Consider the following 22481-nt stretch of genomic DNA (forward strand, 5'->3'; position numbering starts at 1 on the left):
GTTCTGCCGGACTTAACCAGCTCGACCATGTGGGCCCGGAATTCCACAGGGTATGGGGTACGATGCCTGCCCATTTCGACACCTCCTGATCAAAAGCATAGGTGTCCGTTTTTGCGGGTCAACTTCAGATTGTCCCGCACCGCAGCTTAGGCGCCCTGCCGCTGCCCCAGCGCGAGTTTCCGCCGGCGCACCTCACAAGCCACTGAACGGCGCATACGCGCAAATAGCTGTCTTTCGCCCTGTTGCCGGAGCTGCCGCCCAGTCGGTGCAGCCTTGGCCGGCGTCACCGACTGCTTGCTGGATTCCCGGCTCGCTGGCCAACGGCATTGCCGGTACGCGCGCCAGCCACTGCGGGGATGATCCGGACGCCGACTGAGCGTTATGCGCCCCCATCAGAACTCGATCGCGCGCGGCGTCAGCAGGAAGATGCGCTCCATGTGCGAGTGGCTATTGGTGTTGTTGCGAAACAGCGCGCCGAGAACGGGAATTTCGGAGTTGCCCGGTACGTTGGTAGTGCCATTGGACTCTGCGTCTGTACTGTAGCCTACAATCAGCAGGCTCTCGCCCTGCGTGACAAACGCCTGCGTATTTATCACGCTCTCGGTGATGACCGGCAATGTGTCGACAGTCTGGTCGCCGGCAATCTGGCCGTCTTCGATATGCACGTTAAGCTTGATCCGAGTCTCGCCGTTCTCCTGCGCGACCATGGGCAGCACGCGCAGCGAGACGCCAGTCGAGATGCTGTAGAGATCCGCCGACGTATAGCCTGATACCCGCACGAAGAAGCGTGTCTTGTTGTCCATCACCGCTTCGACATTATCGAGCGTGGCGACCTTCGGAGTGGCCTCGATCTTGGCGAGCGTAGTGGATTCCGAAGCATTTGCACGCGCGAGCAGATAGCGGCCAGCGTCGCCGAGGACCGCCGTGATAGAACCGCCCACCGGTGTTGAATTGATGACGGCGGTGCCGTCCGACAGCGTGGTCGTTCCGAAGCTTGGATTCAGCGAGCCTGTGTAGCCGGTCTGAGACGTGGCGCCGGAGTCGGTCTGGAGGTCGAGATGGCGGTTGTGCGCGCGCCAGTCGATCCCGATCTGCTTGAGCAAGTCGTCGTCGATCTCGATGATGTGGGCTTCGATCTCGATCACCTTCGGGCGTACGTCGAGCGGACTGATCAGCGCGTCGTACTGATCGATGCGCTGCGGAATATCCCGCACCAGCACGGAGTTGGTGATCGGATCGGCCTGGATCACCGGCAGTGACGCATCCAGCCCGCCGGAGCCGCCGCCGTTGTTGTTGCCGCCAAAGAACGCATCTCCCGCGCCCGGATTGCCCGTCATGCCGCCGACTTCACCACCGTAGGTTGCCCCCACGTTCAGGTTCGACGGCAACGGCGGCATCAGCATTTGCGGCGCGCCTCCGCCACTGCCGACAGTGCTGCGAAAGCCGCCGCCGTCGGCGCTGCCGCTCAGATCGCTCATCTGCTGCACGCGCTGGATACTTGGCGAGCCTGAAGCCGGCGCATTATCTAAGCCGCGCCGAGGATGGTAGATGCTCGACAGCACGCTCGCCACGCCGGCCACCGTAATGTTCTGGCCGTCGATCTGGACCTTGTGGTCGTCGGCCCAGGCGTGATACAGCTTGAACACCCTTACCACCGGTCCCGAAGTGCGGTCTTTCGACTGGTCAACCCGCTGAGCGATCGACTGCACAACCTGCACGTATTGCGGCGGACCGTTCACCAGCACGGTGCCGGCCGCCGCGTCATAGGTCACTGGAAAGCGCGGATCGTCAAGCCGCATCGAGCGTAACGCGCGGACCAGCTGTGCGGGCGAAGCGTGATCGAGATAGATCACCTGGCGGGTTACATCGTTGGCGTTACTGATTGAGAGGATATTGCCGCCGTAGAACCAGACCAAGCCGAACGTGGACGCGAGCGTATCGAGAAAGCGCTGCGGCGTCATGTTGAATTCGCCGCTGACCGTGCCTTGCACGTTGCTGGCGATTGAGGTGGTGATTCCCTGGCTTGCCGTGAAATCGCGCAGCACGTCGGTCAGGTTCTTACCGTGCGCCAGGATATGCACGGTCTGATTGCGCCAGCGCACGGGTGTGGCGTGCGTCCATGAGGGCACGCCCGCGCTGATGAGCGCAGCAACGAGTATCGCCCTGAAGAAGAGCGTCGATTTCATGTCGGATGGGGAATAGGAATTGGACGGATGTCGAATAGGCTCGCGACCAGGAAAGCTAGCGTTTCAGCGTTTCGGAAGGCAGTTCGTGAAATTGCTTGCGATATCCGTTGATGAGCGTCGAGCGGTTCTTCACGCCCCATCGGCCGGCCGCGTGCAATATTCCGCGCTCGCTGGCGGACGACCCGTCGAGGAGTTCCCCGCGAATACGCTCCATCCGCTGGCGGCGGATCAACTCGGTAGGCGAAAGTCCCAGTAAGGTGCGAAACGCGCTTTGCAATGCGCGTTCGGTCACGCCGATCTCCGCCGCGACTTCCCGGACCGACAGATCATGACGATCAAGGTTTTCGAGCACGAACTGATAAGCACGCCGATATTTTGCAGGCAACCGTGCGCCTATATCGTCAAGTTGCGGCGCGGCCTTCGTGTTCCGCTCAATAAGCAGCGCGCGCAGATATGAATCCGCGCGCAGGCACTGCATCGCGACCAGCGCATAACGGCTATACAGCTGCGTTGCTTCCAGCCCGCGCCCTTGCGACTGCCGCGTCTTGGAAAGGCAGTAGAGATATTCAAGTTGGCGATGTCCTGTGAAGACCTGCCGCGCCACGTGGTGCAGGGGGGCGAGCACTTCTTCCGCCAATTGCGGCGTGGCGCCGGCGAGGGCGGCGAGCGCCGCTTCAAGCCGCGCGGTGCGCTGGTAATCCGGCAGGTTTTCTTCGCCCGCCCAGCGCAGATGGTCGAGCAGCTTGCCGAACGCGGCGCGCTCGCCACTGGCCGCCGCGCGTTGCTGGCGCAGCGAGTCGATGCGAATGCGAAGCAGTGGCGAGCGGACGTACGCGGTATCGGCGAGCAGTTCGTCGATACCGCGCGAAGGCGTGCCGAATACAAGCGTGGCGTGGTCGGCAAGGCTCGACTGCCAGAACACGTGATCCTGCAGCGCGGCCGCCGAGCGGATATCTGCCTGCACGGCAAGGTCGAACGCAAGTGTATCGACGAGTTCGCCCCAGTGGCCGCGCGACTCGTCGTCGATCTCGTCCAGCCGTGAGCGCAAGTCAGCGAGTGCGGGGCCGATCTGCGCGGTAATGCCAAGCTCCTGGAGAATGCACACGAGTGCAAAGCGTGCTTCAGCCGCGCGCGAGGGCGTGATATCGGTTTCATCGGCGAGACGCGAAAAACAGGCGAGCGCGGGGCCCAGGCGGTTGCGAAACAGCGCCTGCCAACCAGCGTTGCGGGATGACGCAATACGCAGCGCCCGCTTCGACGAGCGGATCATTTTCTGCGAGCGCCGGTACTCCTCTTCCGCCTCCACTTCCACACGCGCCATGAGTTGCAGGTCGGCGTGACGTTGCACCACCCTGGCGCCCTCGTCCCCTGTGCCGGGGTCTTCCGCCCATCTTCCTGCAATAGATCTCGCGCTCGCGAGCTGGCCCTCGGTCACGGCTTTCACGAAGCGAGCAGCGAAGGGTTCGCCATTGACTGGGCGAGATGCGGAAATGGTGGCGACAAATGGGAAATACAGTGTCGAGAACAAGACTGTGCTCCTGGTGATGCGCTGGCTGCGGCGCGTGTCGTTCCGGATGACAGTCAATGTAACGGTGAATTAAATCGAGACTTTCAATAAATCTGACTTCCTATGACAATTTGAGGAGTATTGAGTTTTCGTTACCGGATTTGTCACGGCAGGCGGCTGCGCGCCCGACACGGCGTCAGGTTTTCCGGCGCCTACCTTCTGCGAAAGCGCCCGCATTCTGACCGAGAAATCCCGCAGGATGAGTTGGTCCTTGACCTCATCCACGAAGAGGCCAACGAAGAGCGCCAGCATCAGCACGGTCATCGCTCCCTTGACGGGCTGGCTCAAGGTCATCAGGTCGAACTTAGCCGCCGATTTGACTGCGAAGGCGAAGGCGAAATCGATCAGCAGCAGGATCAGCATCATTGGCGCGGCGAGTTTGGCGACCAGTTGCATTAGCGTGTCGGTTTCGCGCATGGTGAACGCTTCAATGATGTTCGGGACGTTGGGCGACGCTGCCGAAACCGGCCACCAGTTGTACGACTCGTACACCACTCCGAGGAGAAAGGTCATGCCGCCGAACGCCCAGAACGCGGTGATCGCAATGTGGCCGAGCAGCGCGGCGGTTGGAGTGCATGTTTCGGGCCGCGTGGGGTTGCTGATCTGCACGTTGTTGTAACCGTTCAGGCCATCAATATAAGTGCCTGCGCCTTCCGCGACCCAGAACACCACGGACGCAGCGAAGCCGATCACCAGGCCGATCAGCGTTTCGCGCATTCCCACTTCGACCAGCAGCGCGCCATGCAGCGTGCCAATGAAATCGCGCGGCTGGCCATACGCAACGTAAGCGCTGAACAGTAAGACAAGTGCGGTCCGGACAAGGCCTTGCAGCACGGTGTCGCCAGTCGGCGGAAAGATGTAGAAGGTGACAAACAGACGCAGCGCACACAGCCCTGTCAGGAGCAGATAGCCGTCGATCAGTTCGACGAATGGCGGCAGCGCTGCAATTGAATTCACGCGGCCACGCTACGCGCGCGCAGCATGCGGCCAACGGCATTCTCCTGCGCCTCGTCGTCAGCGGCATCGCTTGCCGTGTTGTCGATCTCGCGCTGTATGCGACTCGCGCGGTCCTTGACCAGATCGATACGCATGCGGTTGCCCGCGATCTGCTGGCGAGTCCGGGCAATCGCGGCGTCGCATTGCACCAGTTCTGCCTGCTGCCGTTCGAGAGCGGACAGGTTCATGTGATGGAGCTCGGCGACGCGCTCTAGGTAACGCCGCGCTTCATTGAGCGCTTCGACAGAAAACGCCCGGGTTTCACCCATGAGCGCATCCAGGCGTTCGTTGCGTTCGAGCAGCGCCGCGGCGCTGCTGTCGGCCTGACGCCGGCATGCGGCACACAGCGCGACTTGCTGCGCCTGTCCCTCGCGCTGCTGCTGGAGCGTGCCACGCAACACGTCGTCCAGGCGCTGGCGGCGACGCGCGGAAAGTTCGAGCGCCACGATGCGGCGATCGCTCATAGCGCTGGTCCGCCGAGTTCGGCGAGGCTGGCGCGGGTGCGCTCAAGCGGTGTGAATTCATCGGTGCCTTGCGTGAGAAAAGCTTCCAGCGCGGCGCGCTTGCCAATCGCTTCATCGGCGACAGGATCGTTGCCCGCCTGGTATTCGCCGATCTGCAGCAGCATCTCGACCTCGCGATACTTAGCCAGCATTTCGCGCACGCGGCCGGCCGCCTGCAGCGTGTGTGCGGGCACCACGCGCGGCATCACCCGCGAGAGACTGCCTAGCACGTCGATGGCGGGATAACGGTTCTTCATCGCGATCTCACGCGAGAGGATCATATGGCCGTCGAGAATGCCGCGTACTTCCTCGACCACCGGATCGGTCCCGCTCTCGTCGTCGGCAAGTACGGTGTAAAGCGCCGTGATCGAGCCTGAATGCTCTCCCGCGCCCATCCCCGCGCGTTCCAGCAGGCGCGGCAATTCAGCGAAGATAGAAGGGGGGAAACCGCGCCGTGCGGGCGGCTCGCCGGCGGTCAGGCCGATCTCGCGGCCCGCGCGAGCAAATCGGGTAAGCGAGTCCATCATCAACAGGACCCGCTGGCCCCGGTCGCGAAAATATTCGGCAACTGCAGTTGCAACATACGCAGCCTTCATGCGCTCCATGGAAGACCGGTCCGAGGTCGAGCACACGACCACGGAGCGGGTCATTCCGTCCGCTCCCAGAATCTCCTCGACGAATTCGCGGACTTCACGTCCGCGTTCGCCAATCAGCGCGATCACGTTGATATCGCACTCGGCGCCACGCGCGAACATGCCAAGCAAGGTGCTCTTGCCCACGCCCGCCGATGCGAAGATGCCTACGCGCTGGCCCTCCGCCAGCGTCATCAGGCCATCCACCAGGCGCACGCCGGTGGCAAGAGGTTGCGTAATCGGGCGGCGGCCCATGGCAGGCGGCGGCGTACCGAACACGGGGCGCGTGGCGCTGGTTTCGATCGGCGGACCGCCATCGAGCGGCACGCCCAGGCTGTCGATCACACGGCCGAGCAGCGCGTCGCCTACGCCGACTTCCAGCGGCCGGCCGAGGCCGAACACCTGGGTCGAGCGCGAAATACCGGAAAGCCGCGAGAATGGAGAGAGCAGCGCGAGGTCGCGCGTGAAGCCGACAACTTCCGCGTGCTGCACCGGCCCATCAGCCAGGTTGCGCAGCTCGCATAACTCACCGAGCGATACGTCAAGCCCCGCTACCTTGATCAGCGTGCCGACCACCTCGACCACCTTGCCTGTTCGCACGATGCCCGACGCCTCGAGCAGCTCACGCTCGATTTCGTCGGTGAAAAAGCTGAAGTCCGCTTCGAGCCGGGGCTGGTTCATGTGCTGTGCACCTCGCTGGTCTGGTCGCTCGGCGCACCCCCCTCTTCCGGCGAGCCGGAGCTGTCTCGCTCCGCGTCCAGGGCGGCGCGCTTGAGCGCCCGCGACACGGCACTGCGCATTGCACGCAGCTGCGTTTCGAGACTGGCGTCGACCGTGCCGAAATCCGATTCTGCGATGCAACTGCCCGGCGCAAGCCGCCGGTCCGCCACGATGGACAGCGGAAACGCCTGCCCTATTTCCCGCCAACGCATGGCCAGCCGGTCGAAAGCGATGCGGGCGTCATCTTGGTCGTTAGGATGCACGGCGATGTTCAGATAAGTCGCGCCGCCTGCAATGCGGTCGACTTCCGAAAGAGCGCGTTCAAACAACAGGCCGCGCTGTTCGACCCTCACCACCTTTTCGACAGCAACCGACACCACGGCTGCCAGGCGCTCGCGCATGCGTCCGAGCAACCGCGCATGTGCGTCGCCTTCTTGCGCGGTGCGCTCGAACCAGTCTGCGAGCGCGCGCTCCTCGCCTTCGCGATAACCTTCCGCCGCTGCCGTCTCGCGCTCGCGGCGCGCCTGTTCGATCAACCCGGCCGCCTCCGCACGGCCCGCATCGACAAGCCTTGCTGCTTCCTCTCGCGCCGCAGCCAGCACTGCCTCGCGTTCGCTGTGCAGCACCCGGAAGCCTTCGTCGAGCGCGACCAGCGCGCCGAATTCCGCTGCGCCCATGATTTCCGCGGGAGCACCCACGCGCGCGCTGCCCGGATCATCAGCGGCGCCGTTCTGCAATTGACGAGTGTTTCTCAACCAAATAGCCATGCCCACTCCGGTAGCAGTTCCGGCAGCCGCGCGAATAGCCGCGCGGTACCAGGTGAATCGATCTCGCGCGGCATGCCCGCAATCCATGCGGGCGGATGCAGCATGCGGGGCAACGCCAGGCCCAGCAGCGGACAGGGGGACGCCTGCATTTCGAGGTCGCGCTGCATCAGCATCAGGCCTTCGAGCGAAAGTGCATCTGCGTCCAGTTCGCCCAGCGGCATGATCGGCGCCCGCATGCCAAGACGTGCAAGATCCGGCGCCTCGGCAAGATGCGCGTCGTGGCATAGCGAATCGACTGAGCACCCAGCCCACGCGGAGAGCTGTTCACGCGAGCGCCGGTCGATCAGACGGCGCACTTCCGTGCGCCGGAACGAGAGCGCGCGCATGCGCAGCACCTGCTGTCCGGTGACGGCAGGAACCACGTCGATCAGCGAGGGATTGGGGCTCGCGCCTTGCGGCCGGGGACGCAAGGCCGGCTGCGAGAGCGTTGGGATAGACGGCGCGACCACGCCCGCGCCTGCGCACAAAGCAAGCGATACACGCTCCACGGCAGCAGGCGACGACTGTGCAAGCGCGCGGTTCCAGTCGGCGAGCTGCGCCGCGTCAAGCGCGAGCAGGAACAGTGTCCAGGATGGATGCATCCAACGCGCGGCTTCGCCAGCGTTGGCGCGATAACTGCGCAGCGCTGCCGCCGCTCGTATGAAAGGTTGGTCGAGCCGCGCGCTCATGGTCGCGTCACTCCTGGTTTGCAGTCGGTTTGCGAACGCGGCGCACGCGCGCTGGCGAGGCATCGTGCCGTTTGCCATTGCAGACGACATCCGGCCGCGCTCATCCCGCCGGCCGCGCAGGCACGCGTCCCAGAATCCGGCGGACGCGCCCGACCAGACTGCCGCCCGCGCCCTTCACTGCGTCCATCCCGGGCTCGCTGCCCGACTGCACGCTGCGCCGCGCCACCACCAGCAACGCGAGCGCAGCCACGAGACAGCCGCCCACGATAGCCGCAATCACCCATGCCGACGTGCCGGAAGCGCTTTTTATGCGGGCCACGTCGACCGGGTCGGCTGCCACCGCGGTTACGCTGACTTCGTCGTAATTCAGGCCTTCCACGCTATGCATGACCAGTGTCTTGATCTGCGGTACCAGCGCGCCGACATCCGCGTCCGGCCGGTATTTGATGAACACCGCGGCCGACGACGGCTTGATGATTTGCGCGAGCGGATCGTTGTTCGGAAGCACGATCTGTACGCGTGCGACCAGCACACCGTCCATTTTCGATAACGTCGACGAGAGCTCCTGCGACATGCCATAGATGAACCGCACGCGCTCCTCGGTGGGCGTGGACACCAGGCCGTCCTTCTTGAACAACTCGCCGAGGTTGTCGTAACGGCTGTGCGGCAAGCCAGCCGCGCGCAACACCTGCATGGCCTGCATCAGCTGGCTGTCATCCACTTTCAGCGACCAGGTCTTGCCGCTGTCTGACGTCTCCTTGCCCGCATCCACGCCATGCTCCAGCAGCGCTACGAGCATCTCGTTGGCATCCTGCTCGGCCAACTTGTCGTACAACGCCGTCTTGCAGCCGCCGAGAAGCATGCAGAGCGCAAGCGCGCACAACAGCCATCTGCTTACGGGGCGCAGCGTGCTTTGTTCCACCATGTGCATTCCCTGCGTTTTTCTGAGTGACGATCCAACCAGCCGTTGCAAGCCTGGTGCGGAATTACTGGTTCTTCATCAGTGTCTCGATTGCCGACCTGGTCGACTGGACCACGCCCATCTTCGCCTGCAGATCAAGCTGCTCGGCCGACATATCCAGCATCAGCGTAGTGGCGCTCGCCGATAGTTGCTGCATCGACATAGTTGGTACCGCCTGGACGAACGCCTGGGCGTCAACAGGAATGCGCTGCAGTTCGGCGTCCTGGGTGGCCAGGACCTTCGCGGCGGTCTGCATGCCGCTGGGCGTGTTCGCGGCCGGCGCTTCAAGATGCGCACCCTGCATCATCGACTCGAAGCGGCTGGCCAGCTCCGCCGGCGTCGTTCCCTCCTTGCTCCCGCCCTGCGCGAGCGAATCGAGTGCGGCCCGCATTTGCAGGGCTTCAATACTGATACTCATGGGTGTCTCCTGACAGATTGCCATGGCGTTGGCGCCGCGTTCACGTGAAAATCTTCAAACCTGCACCAGACGATGCTCGGCGTCTCGCTTTCACGCGCCGATAAAGCCCTGGTATGGCACGCTTTCGGCCGCCGCGCCTGTCTGCGGGCCGCTGCCTGCGCTATTCGGCGTGCCTCGTGCGTCCGCTGGTGCTCGCGCCATCTCGATCATCGCCGCAACCGAATCGGGCATGACAAACTTGCCGTTCAATTGACCGGCCCGGTGCGCGGCCATCAGGTCGTCCCGGGCAATCAGCGCGCGCACCAGCTTGTCGGCGTCTCCGCCCGCCGCGTCACTCTCGATCACTTCGCCCGCGCACTGGCGCCAATGCGAGTCACCCTTTGCGGCAAGGCTGAAAGCAAGCAACGACTTCGCATACAGGAAGCCCGGCGCTCGCGCCACGACCTGGTGAAGGATATGGATCGCGTCGTCCCAATTGCCATTTACGATGTGCAGGATGCCGTCCAGCGCATCGACTTCGGCGACATCAGGGCGCAACACATGCAGCGCATCGAGCACGAGGCCGACGTCTTCACGATCCACCGAAGGTCTCGGAAACTTTTCGAACAGCGCCACACAGATCGTTTCGATCAATCCGCCGACAATCTCGGCACTGCAGTTCAGGTACTCCGGTTTGCTGGCGTTCACGACCGCTGACTCCCTGATGAATTTATACGGGTACGAAAGTACCATAGCAACCGGATACACCGCCTTGCAGCACCGACGCGAAGCAAACGCAGCGCACCCGAAGTGCCCGGCGTGCTTCGCCTCGCACGCGCTCGTTTCGCCCGCATACCGGTCGGCGCAGGCGGGGCGCGGTAACGTCGGCACGCTTTCGGCCCATCCCGGCTACGCGCCGGCCATATCTGTCCTGGCATCCTCCCGCCGTTCACCGAGCCGTTTCATGAGCCAGACCGACGAAAAGACTCAAAAGCCCACTCGCAAGAAGCTCGCGGACGCGCGCAAGGACGGTCAGGCCGTCCATAGCGCGGATCTCGTGTCGGCTGTCAGCATGGCAGCGGTGGTCCTGCTGCTCGCAGCGGGCGCAAGCCATCTCAACGACGCGTTTCGCGGCTTGATCGCGCTCGCGATCGTCTTCGTCGATGCCGATCATTCGGACACCAAGCTTTACGCACAGTTGTTCAAGCTCGGCGGAGCGGCGCTGCTCGTGATCATTCCCTGCGTGTGCGCGGCAGCGCTCGCGGCGATCCTCGCCTGCGGCGCGCAGGTCGGCTTCAAGATCGCGATGAAACCCGTGACGCCAAACCTGACCGCCGTCCATCCAATGACCGGCCTCAAGCGTATCTTCTCCGTGAAGACTGTGATCGACATGGCGAAGATGATCATCAAGGCTGCGCTCATGGGGGCAGTCATGTATGTCACCATCAAGTGGCTGTTCCCGCTGATCGTGGGATCGCTATATCGGCCATTGCCTGGCCTCGTGCTGATGATGTGGGACATCATGGTGCGCCTGCTGGTCATCGCGACGGCGATCCTGCTTCTCACAGGCTGCGCAGACGTCAAGCTGCAGTCGATGATGTTCATCAAGCGGCTGATGATGAGCAAGGACGAAGTCAAGCAAGAAAACAAGCAGCTCGAGGGCGATCCGCGCATCAAGCGCGAACGCGGGCGGATTGTGCGATCTCTCCTGGAGACGGCGGTGCAGGCGCCCGTGTCGCTGGCTAATGTGATGCTCGTGAATCCGACACACTATGCAGTCGCACTGCGCTATGCACCCGACGAATATCCGTTGCCGCGCGTGATCGCAAAAGGCGTGGACGAACAGGCTGCAAGGCTGCGCGGCGCGGCGCGTGATGCGGGCGTGCCGATCGTCGGCAATCCTCCTGTCGCGCGCACGCTCTACAAGGTCGGCGTCGACCAGCCTATTCCCGAGGAACTGTTTGAAACCGTGGCGGCGATACTTCGCTGGGTCAATGCCATCGGCGCGCGGCGCGGCGACACCGGAACCGCCTCTTCCCGTTCCGGCGACTCAACGGACCTGCCATGCTGAAAGCGCTCAAACTGCCCGCCGGGGGAGAACTCGGTATCGCGGCCATGATCGTCGCGATCCTCTCGCTGATGATCCTGCCGTTGCCACCCGCACTGATCGACATCCTGCTCGCAATCAATATCGCGATCAGCGTGACACTGCTCATGATCACGCTTTACGTGCCGAACGTGCTCTCGCTCTCCGCGTTTCCGGCACTGTTGCTGTTCACCACGCTCTACCGGCTGTCGCTGAACATTGCCTCCACCAAATCGATCCTTCTGCACGCTGAGGCTGGCCATATCATCGACAGTTTCGGCGAGCTGGTGGTAGGCGGCAACCTGGTGGTCGGGCTGGTGGTGTTTGGCATCATCACGACCGTGCAGTTCATTGTGATATCGAAGGGGTCCGAACGCGTGGCGGAAGTCGGTGCGCGTTTTTCGCTCGACGCCATGCCGGGCAAGCAAATGAGTATTGACGCCGACTTGCGCGCCAACCTGCTGACCGGCGAACAGGCACGCATGAAGCGCGCGACGCTTGCAATCGAAAGCCAGCTGCACGGCCGCATGGACGGCGCGATGAAGTTCGTCAAGGGCGACGCGATCGCAGGCCTCATCATCACGACCATCAACATTGTCGCGGGGATCACCGTGGGTGTCGCGTACCACGGCATGAGCGCGGGCGAAGCGGCGAACCGCTTCTCGGTGCTATCGGTGGGCGACGCCATGGTCTCGCAGATTCCTTCACTGCTGCTTTCGGTAGCGGCAGGCGTGATGATCACGAGGGTCTCGGACGAACGGCGCTCGAAGCCGATTTCGCTGGGCGACGAAATCGGCCGCCAGTTGAGTTCCAGTGCGCGCGCGCTGTACTTCGCGTCGGCGCTGCTGCTTGCGTTCGCCGCCGTCCCGGGTTTTCCCGCCGCGCTTTTCCTGCTGCTCTCGGGCACGCTGGCGTTTTCTGCGTTCGGCCTGAACCGCAAGACGCCGCAGCGTCCGGCCAAGGAGGATGAAGGCCTCAATGCCATGCAACGCTCGGGCTCCAGGACGCAGACGCCTGCAATCCTCACGCGCGCGCCGCAATTCACTTGCGCGCTAGGCGTGCGCATTGCGCCGGACCTGCTCGCGCGGCTGACCATTCCGTCACTTGACAAGTCGTTCGATCTCGAACGCTGTGCGCTGCAGGAAGAACTCGGCCTGCCCTTTCCCGGCATCACCATGTGGACGCATGCCGCACTGCCCCCGTCCACCTGCGAGATCCTTATGCACGACGTCCAGCAACTGCGCATTGAACTGCCGCCCGGCAAGGTGATGCTGCCCGAGGCTGCGCACATGCTGCATTTGTCGATGCCCGCAAGCGTGCCCGCGGACGCTGGTGCGCTCGCCGCGCTGATGGCAAAGGCGCAAACGCGCGACCCGATCGAACCCAGCGGCACTCCCACGCACTGGATCGAAGACCGCCAGGTGCCCCCGAAGACCACGGTATGGCGCGCGGAGCAGGTGATCGCACATGCGTCGGTGGCGCTGCTGCACCGGCATGCTCCGCTCTTCCTCGGCATCCAGGAAGTGCAGTGGATTCTCGATCAGCTCGGCGCCGATTATCCTGGCCTTGTCGCCGAAGTGCAGAAGGGCTTGCCGCTGCAGCGCATCGCCGACGTGCTGCGCCGCTTGCTGGAGGAACACGTATCGATCCGCAACGTGCGCACCATCATGGAAAGCCTGATGGTTTGGGGCCCGAGGGAAAAAGACGCGCTGATGCTCACTGAGTACGTGCGCAGCGACCTATCGCGCTTCCTTGCGCATCGTGCGACCGCGGGCGGCAAGACCCTTTCAGTGGTGTTGTTCGACCTGCAGGTTGAACAACACATCCGGCAGTCGATCAAGCAGACGCCCACCGGAAATTTCCTTGCGCTGCCGCCCGAGGACATGGCTACCCTCACTGAACGCATCAAGGCATTTGTGGGCGAGACGCCGCAAAGCGGCGTGGCGCTCGTCACGTCGATGGATATCCGCCGTTACGTGCGGCGCATGATCGAGCCACGCATCGGCTGGCTCGCGGTGTACTCGTACCAGGAATTGGGCGAGCAGGTCGAGTTCAAGCCGCTCGGCCGCGTTGGCCTCTGAAGTTGCTGCGATGACCTCGATCCATTCGCGCCGCCTGCGCGTCGTTCCCGTCGATGACCACGCAGATGATGGCGGCACATGGAACCAGACCGAGCGCTTTTCGAACTTCGATTACGCGAGCCTGTTGCGCGGCGGTCCCGGTTTGCATCGGCCGGTCGGACAGGAGCCGCATGCCGTACAACCTGCAGGCGCGCATCGCGGCGGAGCAGACGACGGCGGCTCGCCGGCTTCGCGCGACGGCCCGTGCCTGCTGAGCGCTGGCCTGATGAACACGCGCCTTGACAGCATGGCACTGGCCCCCGCTTCTTCCGATGCCGCCGGCAACGACGGCATCGGACCGCGTGTAGAGCATGCCTCCGAGGCGCTGGTTGCCTCTGTGTTCGCGAGCCAGCAACGGGGACTCGACATAGTCGGGACACTCGCACATGAGATCGCGGGATTCGCCAATGACCGCGCCATCGCGGCAGCGGGCAACTGGGACGTGCGCATGCCGCTCGATGAGACGCTGTTTCCGCACACCACGCTCTACCTCACGCTTTCGCGTTTCGTCATGCAGCTTCGGTTCGATGCGCCGGATCCCGCGACCAGGCAATTACTCTTGGGCCACAGTGCAATGCTTGAACGGGAACTCGATGCAACACTCAGTGGGTGGGGCAACATCCGCGACATTCAGATCACCGTTTGGTAAGCGAGGGTAAAGCCAATGGCCGCTTCGGTTCCGGAACCCGACGATGATTCGCCTCCAAGGCCGCTCGTGCACGCCGCGCTTGTGCATCGGCGCGCCGCCGGCCCGGCAATGCCCGTTGCCGCGCTCAGGCTCACGCCTGTCAGTCGTGAACTGCTGCCCTTCTTACAGTCGCTGTGCGATCTTCGGCTTGCGGATTGCGCCGCGAGAGGCGGCGCGCAGCTAATCGCCATTGATGTACTCGCGGCAGGCGAACAGGCGAGCGCCGGGTCGCGAGCACGCGATCCGGCGGTACTGCGCCTCGCGTTCAGCATGGCGGATAATCCCGCCGCGCGGGCAGAAGCGCTGCTCGAGGTCGACCTTGAACAATATCCCTCGCTGCGTATAGCGCTGGGCGGCAGCATGAGCGCTCCGGCCGGCGCCGCACCGGACGCAGCCGCCTCGCGCACGCGTGACGCGCTCACGCTGGCGGTGGCGGGCTTGCTTGTCGAGCCGCTGCTGACGCGCATGATGATTCTTGGTTTTGTCGATGCACGTCTTGCCGGTATCTCGCGCGGGAGCCTTGCAAGCCGCGCTTCCGGACCAGTCGTGCAACTCGCTTATGCGCTGGCGGACCCCGCGCGAGGCGCCACCGGCCGCGCGCCAGAACGCTATGAACATCTGCTGTCGCTGCCGCGCGCCGCGCTCATGGTCTTTGACGCCTGTGTCGCGCGCATCTCGCCAGTTCCGTTTTTTGATGACCTGCTACTACCGGGCAGCATTGTGCTTGGCGTCAAGGCACTGCCAGTCGCCACCCTTCAGGAACTGTCTCCGGGCGACGTCCTGCTGCGCGCCCTCGTTCCTGGACTCGACGCTCAGATCCTCGCCTCGCACGAAACCGCGCCGGATGGCGCTGACCGAGGCCACGGCGCGCCAGCGCCCCGCGCCGTTGCCGTATGGGGCACGCCGGGGCTCAAGCGCCTGTGCGCCGCCGTGCAATTCGACGGGCCAACGCCCATCCTCGCCAAGGAGCCGTACATGTCAGACAAGCTGGACTCGGCTTTTGTCGATGCAGCCGCCGCCGTCAATCAAGCCGATGACCTCATCCGGGTTGGCGAGCTGGAACTGCCCGTGCAATTCGAAATCGATACGGTCGCCATGCCGCTTGCACAGCTTTCCACCCTTGGGCCCGGCTACGTAGTCGAGCTTCCCGTGCCGTTTGCCGACGCGCGTCTGCGTCTCGTCGTGCATGGGCGCACGATCGGGTACGGCGAACTGGTGACGGTCGGCGAGCACCTTGGCGTGCGAATCATCCGCATGGCGTACTACGCCGCGGGGCGTCCGAGGTCTGCCGATGGTTCAGTTTAGCGACATCACCGGGCTGCTGCTGGCAATCGTTGTCATCAGCGTGATCCCGTTCGTGGCGATGGTCGTGACGTCGTACGCCAAGGTCGTGGTGGTGCTCGGGCTGCTGCGAAACGCGCTGGGCGTGCAGCAGGTACCACCCAACATGGTGCTCAACGGTATTGCGATCCTGGTGTCGATCTATGCCATGGCGCCCATTGGCATCGCCGCCAGCAAGCAGTTGCAGGGCCAGTCAATCGAGCCGCAATCCTCGCAGGCGATGATCCAGATCTTCGACGCAACCAAGGAGCCGTTCCGCACGTTTCTCAAGGCGCACGCGCAGGAACGCGAGAAGCGCTTTTTCGTGCGTTCGGCCAACATGGTGTGGCCCAAGCAGGAAGCGCAGGTGCTCAAAGAGGACGACCTGATCGTGCTCGCGCCCGCCTTCACTCTGACTGAACTCACCGAGGCGTTCAAGATCGGCTTCATGCTGTATATCGCGTTTATCGTGGTCGACCTGATCATCGCCAATGTGCTGGTTGCAATGGGGCTGAACCAAATCACGCCGACCAACGTCGCGATTCCCTTCAAGCTGCTGTTGTTCGTGGTGATGGACGGCTGGTCGACGCTCATCCACGGGCTCGTAATGAGCTATCGATAGGAAACCCGCCATGCAAATGGACACGCTGATCCAGTACACCATACAGGGCGTGCTGCTCTGCCTGACCGTGTCGTTGCCGACAATGGTGGTGGCCGCACTGGTCGGGCTGGGCGTGTCGTTCCTGCAGGCGATCACATCAATACAGGACCAGTCGATTTCGCATGCGGTAAAACTCATCGCGGTCACGGTCACGATTGTCATCGCCGCGCCGCTGTCGGGCGCCGCGGTCCTGCATTTCGCCGACCAGATGATGAGCGCGGTGCTACCGCAATAGCGCGCCGATGACAGGAGGACAACGATGACATCGATCGGATCGCAGGATGCCGCAGCGGCTGTCGAAGCGCAACGTCATTCGGAGGCGCAATGCCTCGATCACTCGCAGGCTACGCACAACGGCATGCGCTTTGCCACACTGCATCACGGCACCAGTTATGCCTATGGCGGCAATTCGGAGCATGCGAGGCAAATCCGCTCGATCAACACCCGGAATCTGCTGCGGCTCGGGTGGCTGCGCTCGGTTATGCGGCGCAGCCGCCATGGCGAGTATGCAGGCGGCGCAGAGGAAAGCGGCGGCTCCGAAGTCAGCGTGTTTCATCCGCGTGATGCGGCTGTGGCACTGCGTCAGGACGGCCGTGGCGGCCATGCTCAGCACGAAGGCAGAGGCGCCTCGGACCAAGGGGGCTCGCAGGAGCACCGCAAGAAGCTGCATGTCAAGGCCACGGGCGGGTCGATGCGCAAGAGCCTGCGACCGCACGACGGCGGCCAGCAAGGCAGCAGTGGTGACGGAACTGGCGGCGGTGGCGGCGGCAGTCAGCAACAGCGCGAGCGCCAGCCGGACGACAGGCGCGATGCGCGTCAGTCAGGAGCGGCAAGCGAAACGATAAAGCAGACCGGCACCGCCTCGCCACTCGCTGCCATCGCCGCCTGCTTTGATGCCGCCAGCGACGATTCCCGGCATTCAAGCGCCATGCGAGGCATCTGGGGCCACGGCCTGCTTGATATCGTCGACTGGCTCGCGGCCGATCCGTCCGCGGCCTTTCATCTCGGCATGATCCAGCACGTCCGGCGCTGGCTTGCGTTCAGGCGCCGCAATGGCGCACAGCCGGTCGCGGGACTCGGACCCTTCGTCGAACTGACGAAACAACGTGCCGCCACGCCCATGGGCGCAGTTACGGCAGGCAACGCCGTGCACGCCGGCAGTACGCCTGCCGTAGCCACGGCCGCTCCCTGGTCGCGTCAGGTACAGGATGGAGACGCGCCCCGCGCCTGGGGCGAACGGGTTCGCGACGCTCGTTTGCTGGCCCCGCTCATATGGCTCAATGGTGACCGGCCGTCGGCGAACGATTCGCTCGACAAATCGATTGCCCGTATCGGCATGCAGGAAGCGCTCATCGGCTTGCAAGCAACGCGCACGACACACGAGGAACTACGGGCGGATGCGCCGCGATCGGCATCGGCGGCGAGCGGCGCTGGCCCAGGTGTACGAGGCACGCGCCGCTGACAAGCGCAAAGCTTCGCCTGCGCTGTGCACGCTTCGTATAACCTTGAGTGAGCGCGATCGTGAATCGCTACATTTGACACTGGCCACTCTCGACAGGCTCCTTCGCGCACTCGGCCAGCGGGCCCGCGCAAGCCATCCCGCGGCCCCCGCCGCCACTGAACCGCAATGCAGGACACGCGATGAAAGTTCTCCGAATACTGACGGGTATCCATGCAGGCGGGTCGTTGCCGCTCACGCCAGGGCGGCACCGCGTTGGCCCGGACGACGACGCGGACATACACCTCGCCGATTGGCAAGGTCCCGACGCGCATGTCGATGTCGATGAAACGGGCGTCGTTAGCATTTCGCGCGATCTGCCCGGCGATGCCGAAGCCGACGCGGTCCTGCTGATTGACTTCGTGCCGGTCCAGTTCGACGATACTGTGCTATGTCTCGGCCCCGAAGACACGGCCTGGCCTTCTGACCTGGACCTGCTTTCCATATTGCTTGCCAGCCCGGTGAAATCGCCCCTGGCCTCACTGAGGCATCAGCGGCGGCGGCGCCGTCAGCTAACGGCGGTTGCGGCCTGTGTGCTGCTTGGCGGCGTGATCACCGCAGGCGCGCTCGTGATCACCATGCAGATCAGCGACGCAGCGTTTCCCCCAAGCGCCAACGACCGCACGTTGAGGATATCGCAGGCACTGGCCGAGTCGCACCTTGCCGGATTGCATGCAGTCCCGCTTGGCAATAGCGTGGCGGTGACCGGCATGGTCGCAAGCACTAGCGACGCCGCCGCCGTGCGTGCTCTGCTTGCACGCGTTGCGCCGGACGGCATCGTGCGCAATTACGACGTCGCCCAGGAAGACGTGCGCAGCATCCAGGATTCGCTCGGCGTGGCCGGTGCGCGAGTTTCCTACGCCGGCAATGGCCGCTTCGTGATCTCGGGCCACGTGGCGGACAAGACCCAGCTCGATGCCGCCGTGGCGCGCGTGCGCTCGGATCTCGATTCGAATGTCAAGGCGCTGCTGGTCCAGGCGGACCAGGTTTCGCGGCCGGGTCCGGAATTGGCGGTAGCAAGCTACTCGGAAATGGTTTCATCGGAGGACGTGCGATATGCGGAAACGCCCGATGGCATCAAGCACATCTTCGCGGTGGACTTGCCTGGAACGCTTGCATCCAGCGATCCCGCGAGCGGTTCTCCCCTCGTGTCCGGCGCCGGCGACGCCAATGCCGAAGCCGAAGTCAATGCCGATCCTGCCGGCGCTTACGCGAATCCGAGCGGCGCGCCGGCGCGAGCACCCGCGCCTACCGACAATGCTGTGCTGGGCGGCGCGCCGCTCGAACCGGCGGCGGCCAGGCACATAGCCGGCATGGCGGCCGGGAAGGGCGCGCAAGTGGCCCGGGCCGCACACGCCGACGCCAGCAGCAGTGCGCAGATCGTGACATGGGAGGCCGCTCAGGGCGTCATGTTAACGCCGCCGCCCGCCGCCAGTCTTTCTGCGCGCCATGCGCCGCAGGGATGAGCGCGCGGCGGCCCCAAGGTTCATCGATTTATTGCGGAGACTTACATGTACGAACAGATCGAAGCGCATGCTGCCCAGTTCGACAGCCTGCGTGCGTCGCTCGCCACCCCCGGCCTTGCGGACATCGACGGGCTGCGCGGCGCGCTGGAGGCGACTGCCCGCGAGATTGGCGAGGCGCAGGGACGCACGGAACTGGACCGCGACAATCTCGCGCGACTGTACCGGGGATTCATGGCCGCGGCACGCGTGATTGGTCATCTCCAGGAACAACAAATTGGCGCTGCGCGCTGACCCGTCCGCATGCGGGCAGCCTGTCGCTTCATTTGATGGAATCATGGCGTGAGCAGCGAACGCTACACGCAGATTGTCACCGAACTGTGCCGTGTCGTGGGCTTGCCCGACGTCGAGTTCGTGCTGAAAACGCGTTCGATAGAAGTCGAGGGCTTCGATGTGCGGCTCGATTACTTCGACAGCGATCTAGATGCTATGTACGCGAATTTCCACTATGGCACGGTGACCACGGGCCGCACGCTGATCGTATTCCGGCTGATGCTCGAAGCAAACCTGCTGGTCTATGCCCAGGACCAGGCGCAACTTGGCCTCGATACCGATACGGGTGGCATGGTGCTGGTGGTGCGCCTGCCGTTCCAAGAGAACTTGTCGGGTTCGATGCTAGCCGACCTGCTATCGCACTACGCCGAGCATGGCCGCTACTGGCGGCAAAACATCCTAGAGTCCACCGATGAAATGTTCGAAGGCATAGCGTCGGGCGAATACTACTGGCTGCGCGCATGATACCGGATATTGAAATGAGTCCGGGCAGCCCTGCTCCGCACGGGTTGCAGCGCCCACGTCTTCGCTCAGGGCGATGGCTGGGTACGGTGTATGCGGCGGCCGAAGCGACCGGGTCGTTTCGCGTCCCGCCGTCGGCGCGTTGCTGCCGCAAACAGCTCGCCGCACGCTTTGCCGGGTGGCATCGCTTCCTGGGTCACTGGGCTCACCCAGGATCCGTCCAATTTCTGAGCAAATCTACCTCCTGTGCGCTCTTGCGTCTGGTATACCTTAACGTGACAACGCCCGGTCGAGGCACGTGGCAGTCGTTCGCGTTCGAGGTATGACATTTCGTTTCTGGTCGCAGCTTTTTACTATTGCCATGCTAGCATTTTCGTTCAAGCCTCTCAATTCGACCCGCCATAAGTAGAGAAACTGTGGATGCACATTCATCCGCTTCATCCGATCAGGGACCGAAAACGCACATGACACTTTCTTTGGAAGACGCATTTTCCAGTGCACAGCAAACAAGACTGAATCGCCGCCTGCTGGTGGCGCTGATTGACCAAGCCGATACCCGTTGGTGGGGTGGTCATGTCGATAACTGGCAGCCCGACGAAGCACTGTTTTCCTCAGGGACGGCACTGAAGGGTTACCGGAAACTCGTGACCCGTTTCAAGAAAGGCAAAACCGCAAAGGCACACGTGCTTATGATGCACATCGACGGCACGTTCGGGGCCGTCATGTTTGGCGTGGAGTCAGCCGAGGAAGCACAGCAGCTTCTTGAGGATACGCTGGCAGAAATACGAGCCAGAACCTCAGATTGAGGCATTCAACGCCGCGCGTGAAGTGAACCGCCCCGGGATTTCCGGAGGCTCCACTTCTTGAGAAAATGGAGCTATGGAAAACACCAAGAAGAAGTCCCCAAGGTACTCGCCGGAAGTTCGTGAGCGGGCTGTGCGAATGGTACTGGAACATCAGGGCGACCACGAATCGCAATGGAAAGTGATCGCCTCGATCGCAGCGAAGCTGGGCTGCTCGGGCGAGACGCTGCGTAGCTGGGTGCGCAAGGAAGAGCGGGATCGGGGTTTGCGCCCGGGCACAAGCACGCAGGAGCAGGATCGGATCAAGGAACTGGAGCGGGAAGTGCGTGAGCTTCGGCAGGTCAATGAAATCCTGCGCAAGGCGTCAGCGTATTTCGCACAGGCGGAGCTCGACCGCCGACCGAAGTGATGATCACGTTCATCGATAATCATCGGCACGTCTACGGGGTCGAGCCGATCTGCAGGGTGCTGCCGATCGCACCGTCGACGTACTACAAGCACGTGGGCCGCCGCGCCGATCCTGGCCTGACGCCGCCGCGGGCCCGGCGCGACAGGATGCTCAAGGATGAGATCCGGCGCGTATGGGAAGAAAACTTCCAGGTCTATGGTGTGGACAAGGTCTGGACGCAATTGAAGCGGGAAGGCATTGTCGTGGCGCGCTGCACGGTCGAGCGGCTGATGAAGCAGATGGGCCTGCGCGGTGTGGTGCGGGGCAAGACGGTACGCACGACAGTGAGCGATGGTTCGCCGTGCCCGAAGGATCTCGTGAAGCGGCAATTCACGGCTAAACGGCCCAATGCGCTGTGGGTGTCAGATTTTACCTATGGTACGCCCAGCCAGCGTAGCCCGCCTGTATGGGGGTGAAGCTGCTTGAGCATGTTTGGAATGCAGGACTCCGGAGTAGTTGATGTTGCGGTACCGGGGCATGCCCTTTCTCTGCTGCGAGAGGAAGTGAGCCGAAGCGGCGGTGACTTGCTGACACTGGCAAGGTGACGTAGTCCGTGGGAAACGGGGCTTGCGGCGAAGCGGTTACGCCAAGATGAGCCTCCAGGCTGAGCATGGGACGGTTGAGGAACACGAACCTGTTAAACCGCATCTGAGGGTTGAAATGTCACCCCTGCCCACACCGCTTTATGGGCAGGACGCGGACTGACGTCGGTCACACGTATGGACCGGCGGCACGAGCGCCGACTGGATATGTATGCTGGTCGGCATGGAACCACGGGGAGCGCGCAGCTAGACCGTGGTGTTCGCGACGACTTGCGGCAAGCAAGGATAAAGACTGCGACAGGCAGCCTCGCCCATGCGTTGAGTCCAGCATGTGAACTGGGGAAGGTCTGCACGGATGCCAAGGGAGTGTGCCCCCGATGACGTGCAGGCTGGCGGAGCCTCCGTAGTAGTCCGAGGTCGGGAAAGCCGGCTACATGGCGAAGGGAGGCAGTTTAAGTGGTTTGCCTGGTTAATTACTCATAAGTCAGGAATTTTGCGGACAGATGGTCTATGCTTGGGCGATAGCTATTGAGAGCATCGCCCATGAAACGAGATGGCCGGAGCCTGGCTCACAACACGCTCGAAGAGATGCGTATCCTT

Annotated in this window: 21 protein-coding genes, 1 pseudogene and 1 other annotated feature; of the genes and pseudogenes, 12 read left to right on the top strand and 10 right to left on the bottom strand. The window is 63.2% G+C overall.

Annotated features, from left to right (window positions below):
• Positions 1-392: 392 nt before the first annotated feature.
• The 10 genes from sctC to AB4Y42_RS41465 form a co-directional block, all read right to left on the bottom strand.
• Entirely contained in the window at positions 393-2186 is a 1794-nt protein-coding gene (gene sctC / locus AB4Y42_RS41420) for a type III secretion system outer membrane ring subunit SctC (protein ID WP_368697557.1), read from the bottom strand.
• Positions 2187-2241: 55 nt separating this feature from the next.
• On the bottom strand, positions 2242-3150 hold the full coding sequence (locus tag AB4Y42_RS41425) for a helix-turn-helix domain-containing protein (RefSeq protein ID WP_368697558.1): 909 nt from the start codon (positions 3148-3150) through the stop codon (positions 2242-2244).
• Positions 3151-3783: 633 nt separating this feature from the next.
• Complete coding sequence (gene sctT, locus AB4Y42_RS41430; RefSeq protein ID WP_368692862.1) at positions 3784-4701, bottom strand: type III secretion system export apparatus subunit SctT; 918 nt, start codon at positions 4699-4701, stop codon at positions 3784-3786.
• A gap of 5 nt (positions 4702-4706) precedes the next feature.
• Positions 4707-5213, bottom strand: coding sequence for a hypothetical protein (locus AB4Y42_RS41435; RefSeq protein ID WP_368697559.1), 507 nt, complete (start codon positions 5211-5213; stop codon positions 4707-4709).
• Positions 5210-6565 (bottom strand): type III secretion system ATPase SctN, encoded by a 1356-nt coding sequence (gene sctN, locus AB4Y42_RS41440; RefSeq protein WP_368692856.1) that lies wholly within the window; start codon positions 6563-6565, stop codon positions 5210-5212. Before sctN ends, AB4Y42_RS41435 begins: the two co-directional genes overlap by 4 nt.
• On the bottom strand, positions 6562-7371 hold the full coding sequence (sctL, locus tag AB4Y42_RS41445) for a type III secretion system stator protein SctL (protein ID WP_368692855.1): 810 nt from the start codon (positions 7369-7371) through the stop codon (positions 6562-6564). The genes sctN and sctL overlap by 4 nt, the downstream gene beginning before the upstream one ends.
• Positions 7356-8189, bottom strand: coding sequence for a type III secretion protein HrpB4 (locus AB4Y42_RS41450; protein WP_368697560.1), 834 nt, complete (start codon positions 8187-8189; stop codon positions 7356-7358). Before AB4Y42_RS41450 ends, sctL begins: the two co-directional genes overlap by 16 nt.
• Before the next feature lie 10 nt (positions 8190-8199).
• Complete coding sequence (sctJ, locus tag AB4Y42_RS41455; RefSeq protein ID WP_368692853.1) at positions 8200-9030, bottom strand: type III secretion system inner membrane ring lipoprotein SctJ; 831 nt, start codon at positions 9028-9030, stop codon at positions 8200-8202.
• 55 nt (positions 9031-9085) lie between these two features.
• Positions 9086-9478 carry a type III secretion protein HrpB2 gene (locus AB4Y42_RS41460; protein WP_368692852.1) on the bottom strand — a complete coding sequence of 131 codons (393 nt, stop codon included), beginning with the start codon at positions 9476-9478 and terminating at the stop codon, positions 9086-9088.
• A 90-nt stretch (positions 9479-9568) separates the two neighbouring features.
• Complete coding sequence (locus AB4Y42_RS41465; RefSeq protein ID WP_368697561.1) at positions 9569-10165, bottom strand: HrpB1 family type III secretion system apparatus protein; 597 nt, start codon at positions 10163-10165, stop codon at positions 9569-9571.
• 256 nt (positions 10166-10421) lie between these two features.
• Here AB4Y42_RS41465 and sctU point away from each other — a divergent pair, with 256 nt between their 5' ends.
• The 12 genes and pseudogenes from sctU to AB4Y42_RS41525 form a co-directional block, all read left to right on the top strand.
• Positions 10422-11528: a type III secretion system export apparatus subunit SctU gene (gene sctU, locus AB4Y42_RS41470; protein ID WP_368692850.1), complete on the top strand. Its 1107-nt coding sequence runs from the start codon at positions 10422-10424 to the stop codon at positions 11526-11528.
• A complete protein-coding gene (gene sctV / locus AB4Y42_RS41475) occupies positions 11522-13624 on the top strand; it encodes a type III secretion system export apparatus subunit SctV (protein ID WP_368692849.1) in 2103 nt (700 codons plus the stop codon). The genes sctU and sctV overlap by 7 nt, the downstream gene beginning before the upstream one ends.
• A 10-nt stretch (positions 13625-13634) precedes the next feature.
• Positions 13635-14312, top strand: coding sequence for a type III secretion system protein SctP (gene sctP / locus AB4Y42_RS41480; RefSeq protein ID WP_368692848.1), 678 nt, complete (start codon positions 13635-13637; stop codon positions 14310-14312).
• A gap of 15 nt (positions 14313-14327) precedes the next feature.
• Entirely contained in the window at positions 14328-15656 is a 1329-nt protein-coding gene (gene sctQ, locus AB4Y42_RS41485; protein ID WP_368692847.1) for a type III secretion system cytoplasmic ring protein SctQ, read from the top strand.
• Positions 15643-16293 (top strand): type III secretion system export apparatus subunit SctR, encoded by a 651-nt coding sequence (sctR, locus tag AB4Y42_RS41490; protein WP_368697562.1) that lies wholly within the window; start codon positions 15643-15645, stop codon positions 16291-16293. The genes sctQ and sctR overlap by 14 nt, the downstream gene beginning before the upstream one ends.
• Before the next feature lie 10 nt (positions 16294-16303).
• Positions 16304-16567, top strand: a complete 264-nt coding sequence (gene sctS, locus AB4Y42_RS41495; protein WP_342924805.1) for a type III secretion system export apparatus subunit SctS — start codon at positions 16304-16306, stop codon at positions 16565-16567.
• Positions 16568-16591: 24 nt separating this feature from the next.
• Positions 16592-17794, top strand: coding sequence for a hypothetical protein (locus tag AB4Y42_RS41500; RefSeq protein ID WP_368692845.1), 1203 nt, complete (start codon positions 16592-16594; stop codon positions 17792-17794).
• A gap of 179 nt (positions 17795-17973) precedes the next feature.
• Positions 17974-19296 (top strand): type III secretion protein, encoded by a 1323-nt coding sequence (locus AB4Y42_RS41505; protein ID WP_368692844.1) that lies wholly within the window; start codon positions 17974-17976, stop codon positions 19294-19296.
• Between the two features lie 45 nt (positions 19297-19341).
• The gene (locus tag AB4Y42_RS41510) at positions 19342-19587 is read left to right on the top strand and encodes a type III secretion protein (RefSeq protein ID WP_368692843.1); all 246 of its coding nucleotides are present in this window, start codon (positions 19342-19344) and stop codon (positions 19585-19587) included.
• Between the two features lie 48 nt (positions 19588-19635).
• Positions 19636-20091, top strand: a complete 456-nt coding sequence (locus tag AB4Y42_RS41515) for a CesT family type III secretion system chaperone (RefSeq protein WP_368692842.1) — start codon at positions 19636-19638, stop codon at positions 20089-20091.
• Between the two features lie 461 nt (positions 20092-20552).
• Positions 20553-20894 carry a hypothetical protein gene (locus AB4Y42_RS41520; protein ID WP_368692841.1) on the top strand — a complete coding sequence of 114 codons (342 nt, stop codon included), beginning with the start codon at positions 20553-20555 and terminating at the stop codon, positions 20892-20894.
• A gap of 73 nt (positions 20895-20967) precedes the next feature.
• Positions 20968-21716 (top strand): annotated as a pseudogene (locus AB4Y42_RS41525) (IS3 family transposase); the annotation flags it as partial.
• Positions 21258-21374, top strand: a sequence feature (AL1L pseudoknot). Its footprint overlaps the pseudogene before it by 117 nt.
• Positions 21717-22481 lie beyond the last annotated feature (765 nt).

It is taken from the genome of Paraburkholderia sp. EG286B (assembly GCF_040965655.1).
In the GTDB taxonomy this organism is placed as follows: Bacteria; Pseudomonadota; Gammaproteobacteria; order Burkholderiales; family Burkholderiaceae; genus Paraburkholderia.

Coding starts and splice junctions, on each gene's coding strand:
- AB4Y42_RS41450 (WP_368697560.1), bottom strand. CDS start 8,189: ATGTCGTCTGCAATGGCAAACGGCACGATGCCTCGCCAGCGCGCGTGC.
- sctS (WP_342924805.1), top strand. CDS start 16,304: ATGCAAATGGACACGCTGATCCAGTACACCATACAGGGCGTGCTGCTC.
- sctU (WP_368692850.1), top strand. CDS start 10,422: ATGAGCCAGACCGACGAAAAGACTCAAAAGCCCACTCGCAAGAAGCTC.
- AB4Y42_RS41500 (WP_368692845.1), top strand. CDS start 16,592: ATGACATCGATCGGATCGCAGGATGCCGCAGCGGCTGTCGAAGCGCAA.
- AB4Y42_RS41520 (WP_368692841.1), top strand. CDS start 20,553: ATGACACTTTCTTTGGAAGACGCATTTTCCAGTGCACAGCAAACAAGA.
- sctN (WP_368692856.1), bottom strand. CDS start 6,565: ATGAACCAGCCCCGGCTCGAAGCGGACTTCAGCTTTTTCACCGACGAA.
- AB4Y42_RS41510 (WP_368692843.1), top strand. CDS start 19,342: ATGTACGAACAGATCGAAGCGCATGCTGCCCAGTTCGACAGCCTGCGT.
- AB4Y42_RS41435 (WP_368697559.1), bottom strand. CDS start 5,213: ATGAGCGATCGCCGCATCGTGGCGCTCGAACTTTCCGCGCGTCGCCGC.
- AB4Y42_RS41505 (WP_368692844.1), top strand. CDS start 17,974: ATGAAAGTTCTCCGAATACTGACGGGTATCCATGCAGGCGGGTCGTTG.
- sctJ (WP_368692853.1), bottom strand. CDS start 9,030: ATGCACATGGTGGAACAAAGCACGCTGCGCCCCGTAAGCAGATGGCTG.
- sctP (WP_368692848.1), top strand. CDS start 13,635: ATGACCTCGATCCATTCGCGCCGCCTGCGCGTCGTTCCCGTCGATGAC.
- sctC (WP_368697557.1), bottom strand. CDS start 2,186: ATGAAATCGACGCTCTTCTTCAGGGCGATACTCGTTGCTGCGCTCATC.
- sctL (WP_368692855.1), bottom strand. CDS start 7,371: ATGGCTATTTGGTTGAGAAACACTCGTCAATTGCAGAACGGCGCCGCT.
- sctQ (WP_368692847.1), top strand. CDS start 14,328: ATGGCCGCTTCGGTTCCGGAACCCGACGATGATTCGCCTCCAAGGCCG.
- sctV (WP_368692849.1), top strand. CDS start 11,522: ATGCTGAAAGCGCTCAAACTGCCCGCCGGGGGAGAACTCGGTATCGCG.
- AB4Y42_RS41460 (WP_368692852.1), bottom strand. CDS start 9,478: ATGAGTATCAGTATTGAAGCCCTGCAAATGCGGGCCGCACTCGATTCG.
- sctR (WP_368697562.1), top strand. CDS start 15,643: ATGGTTCAGTTTAGCGACATCACCGGGCTGCTGCTGGCAATCGTTGTC.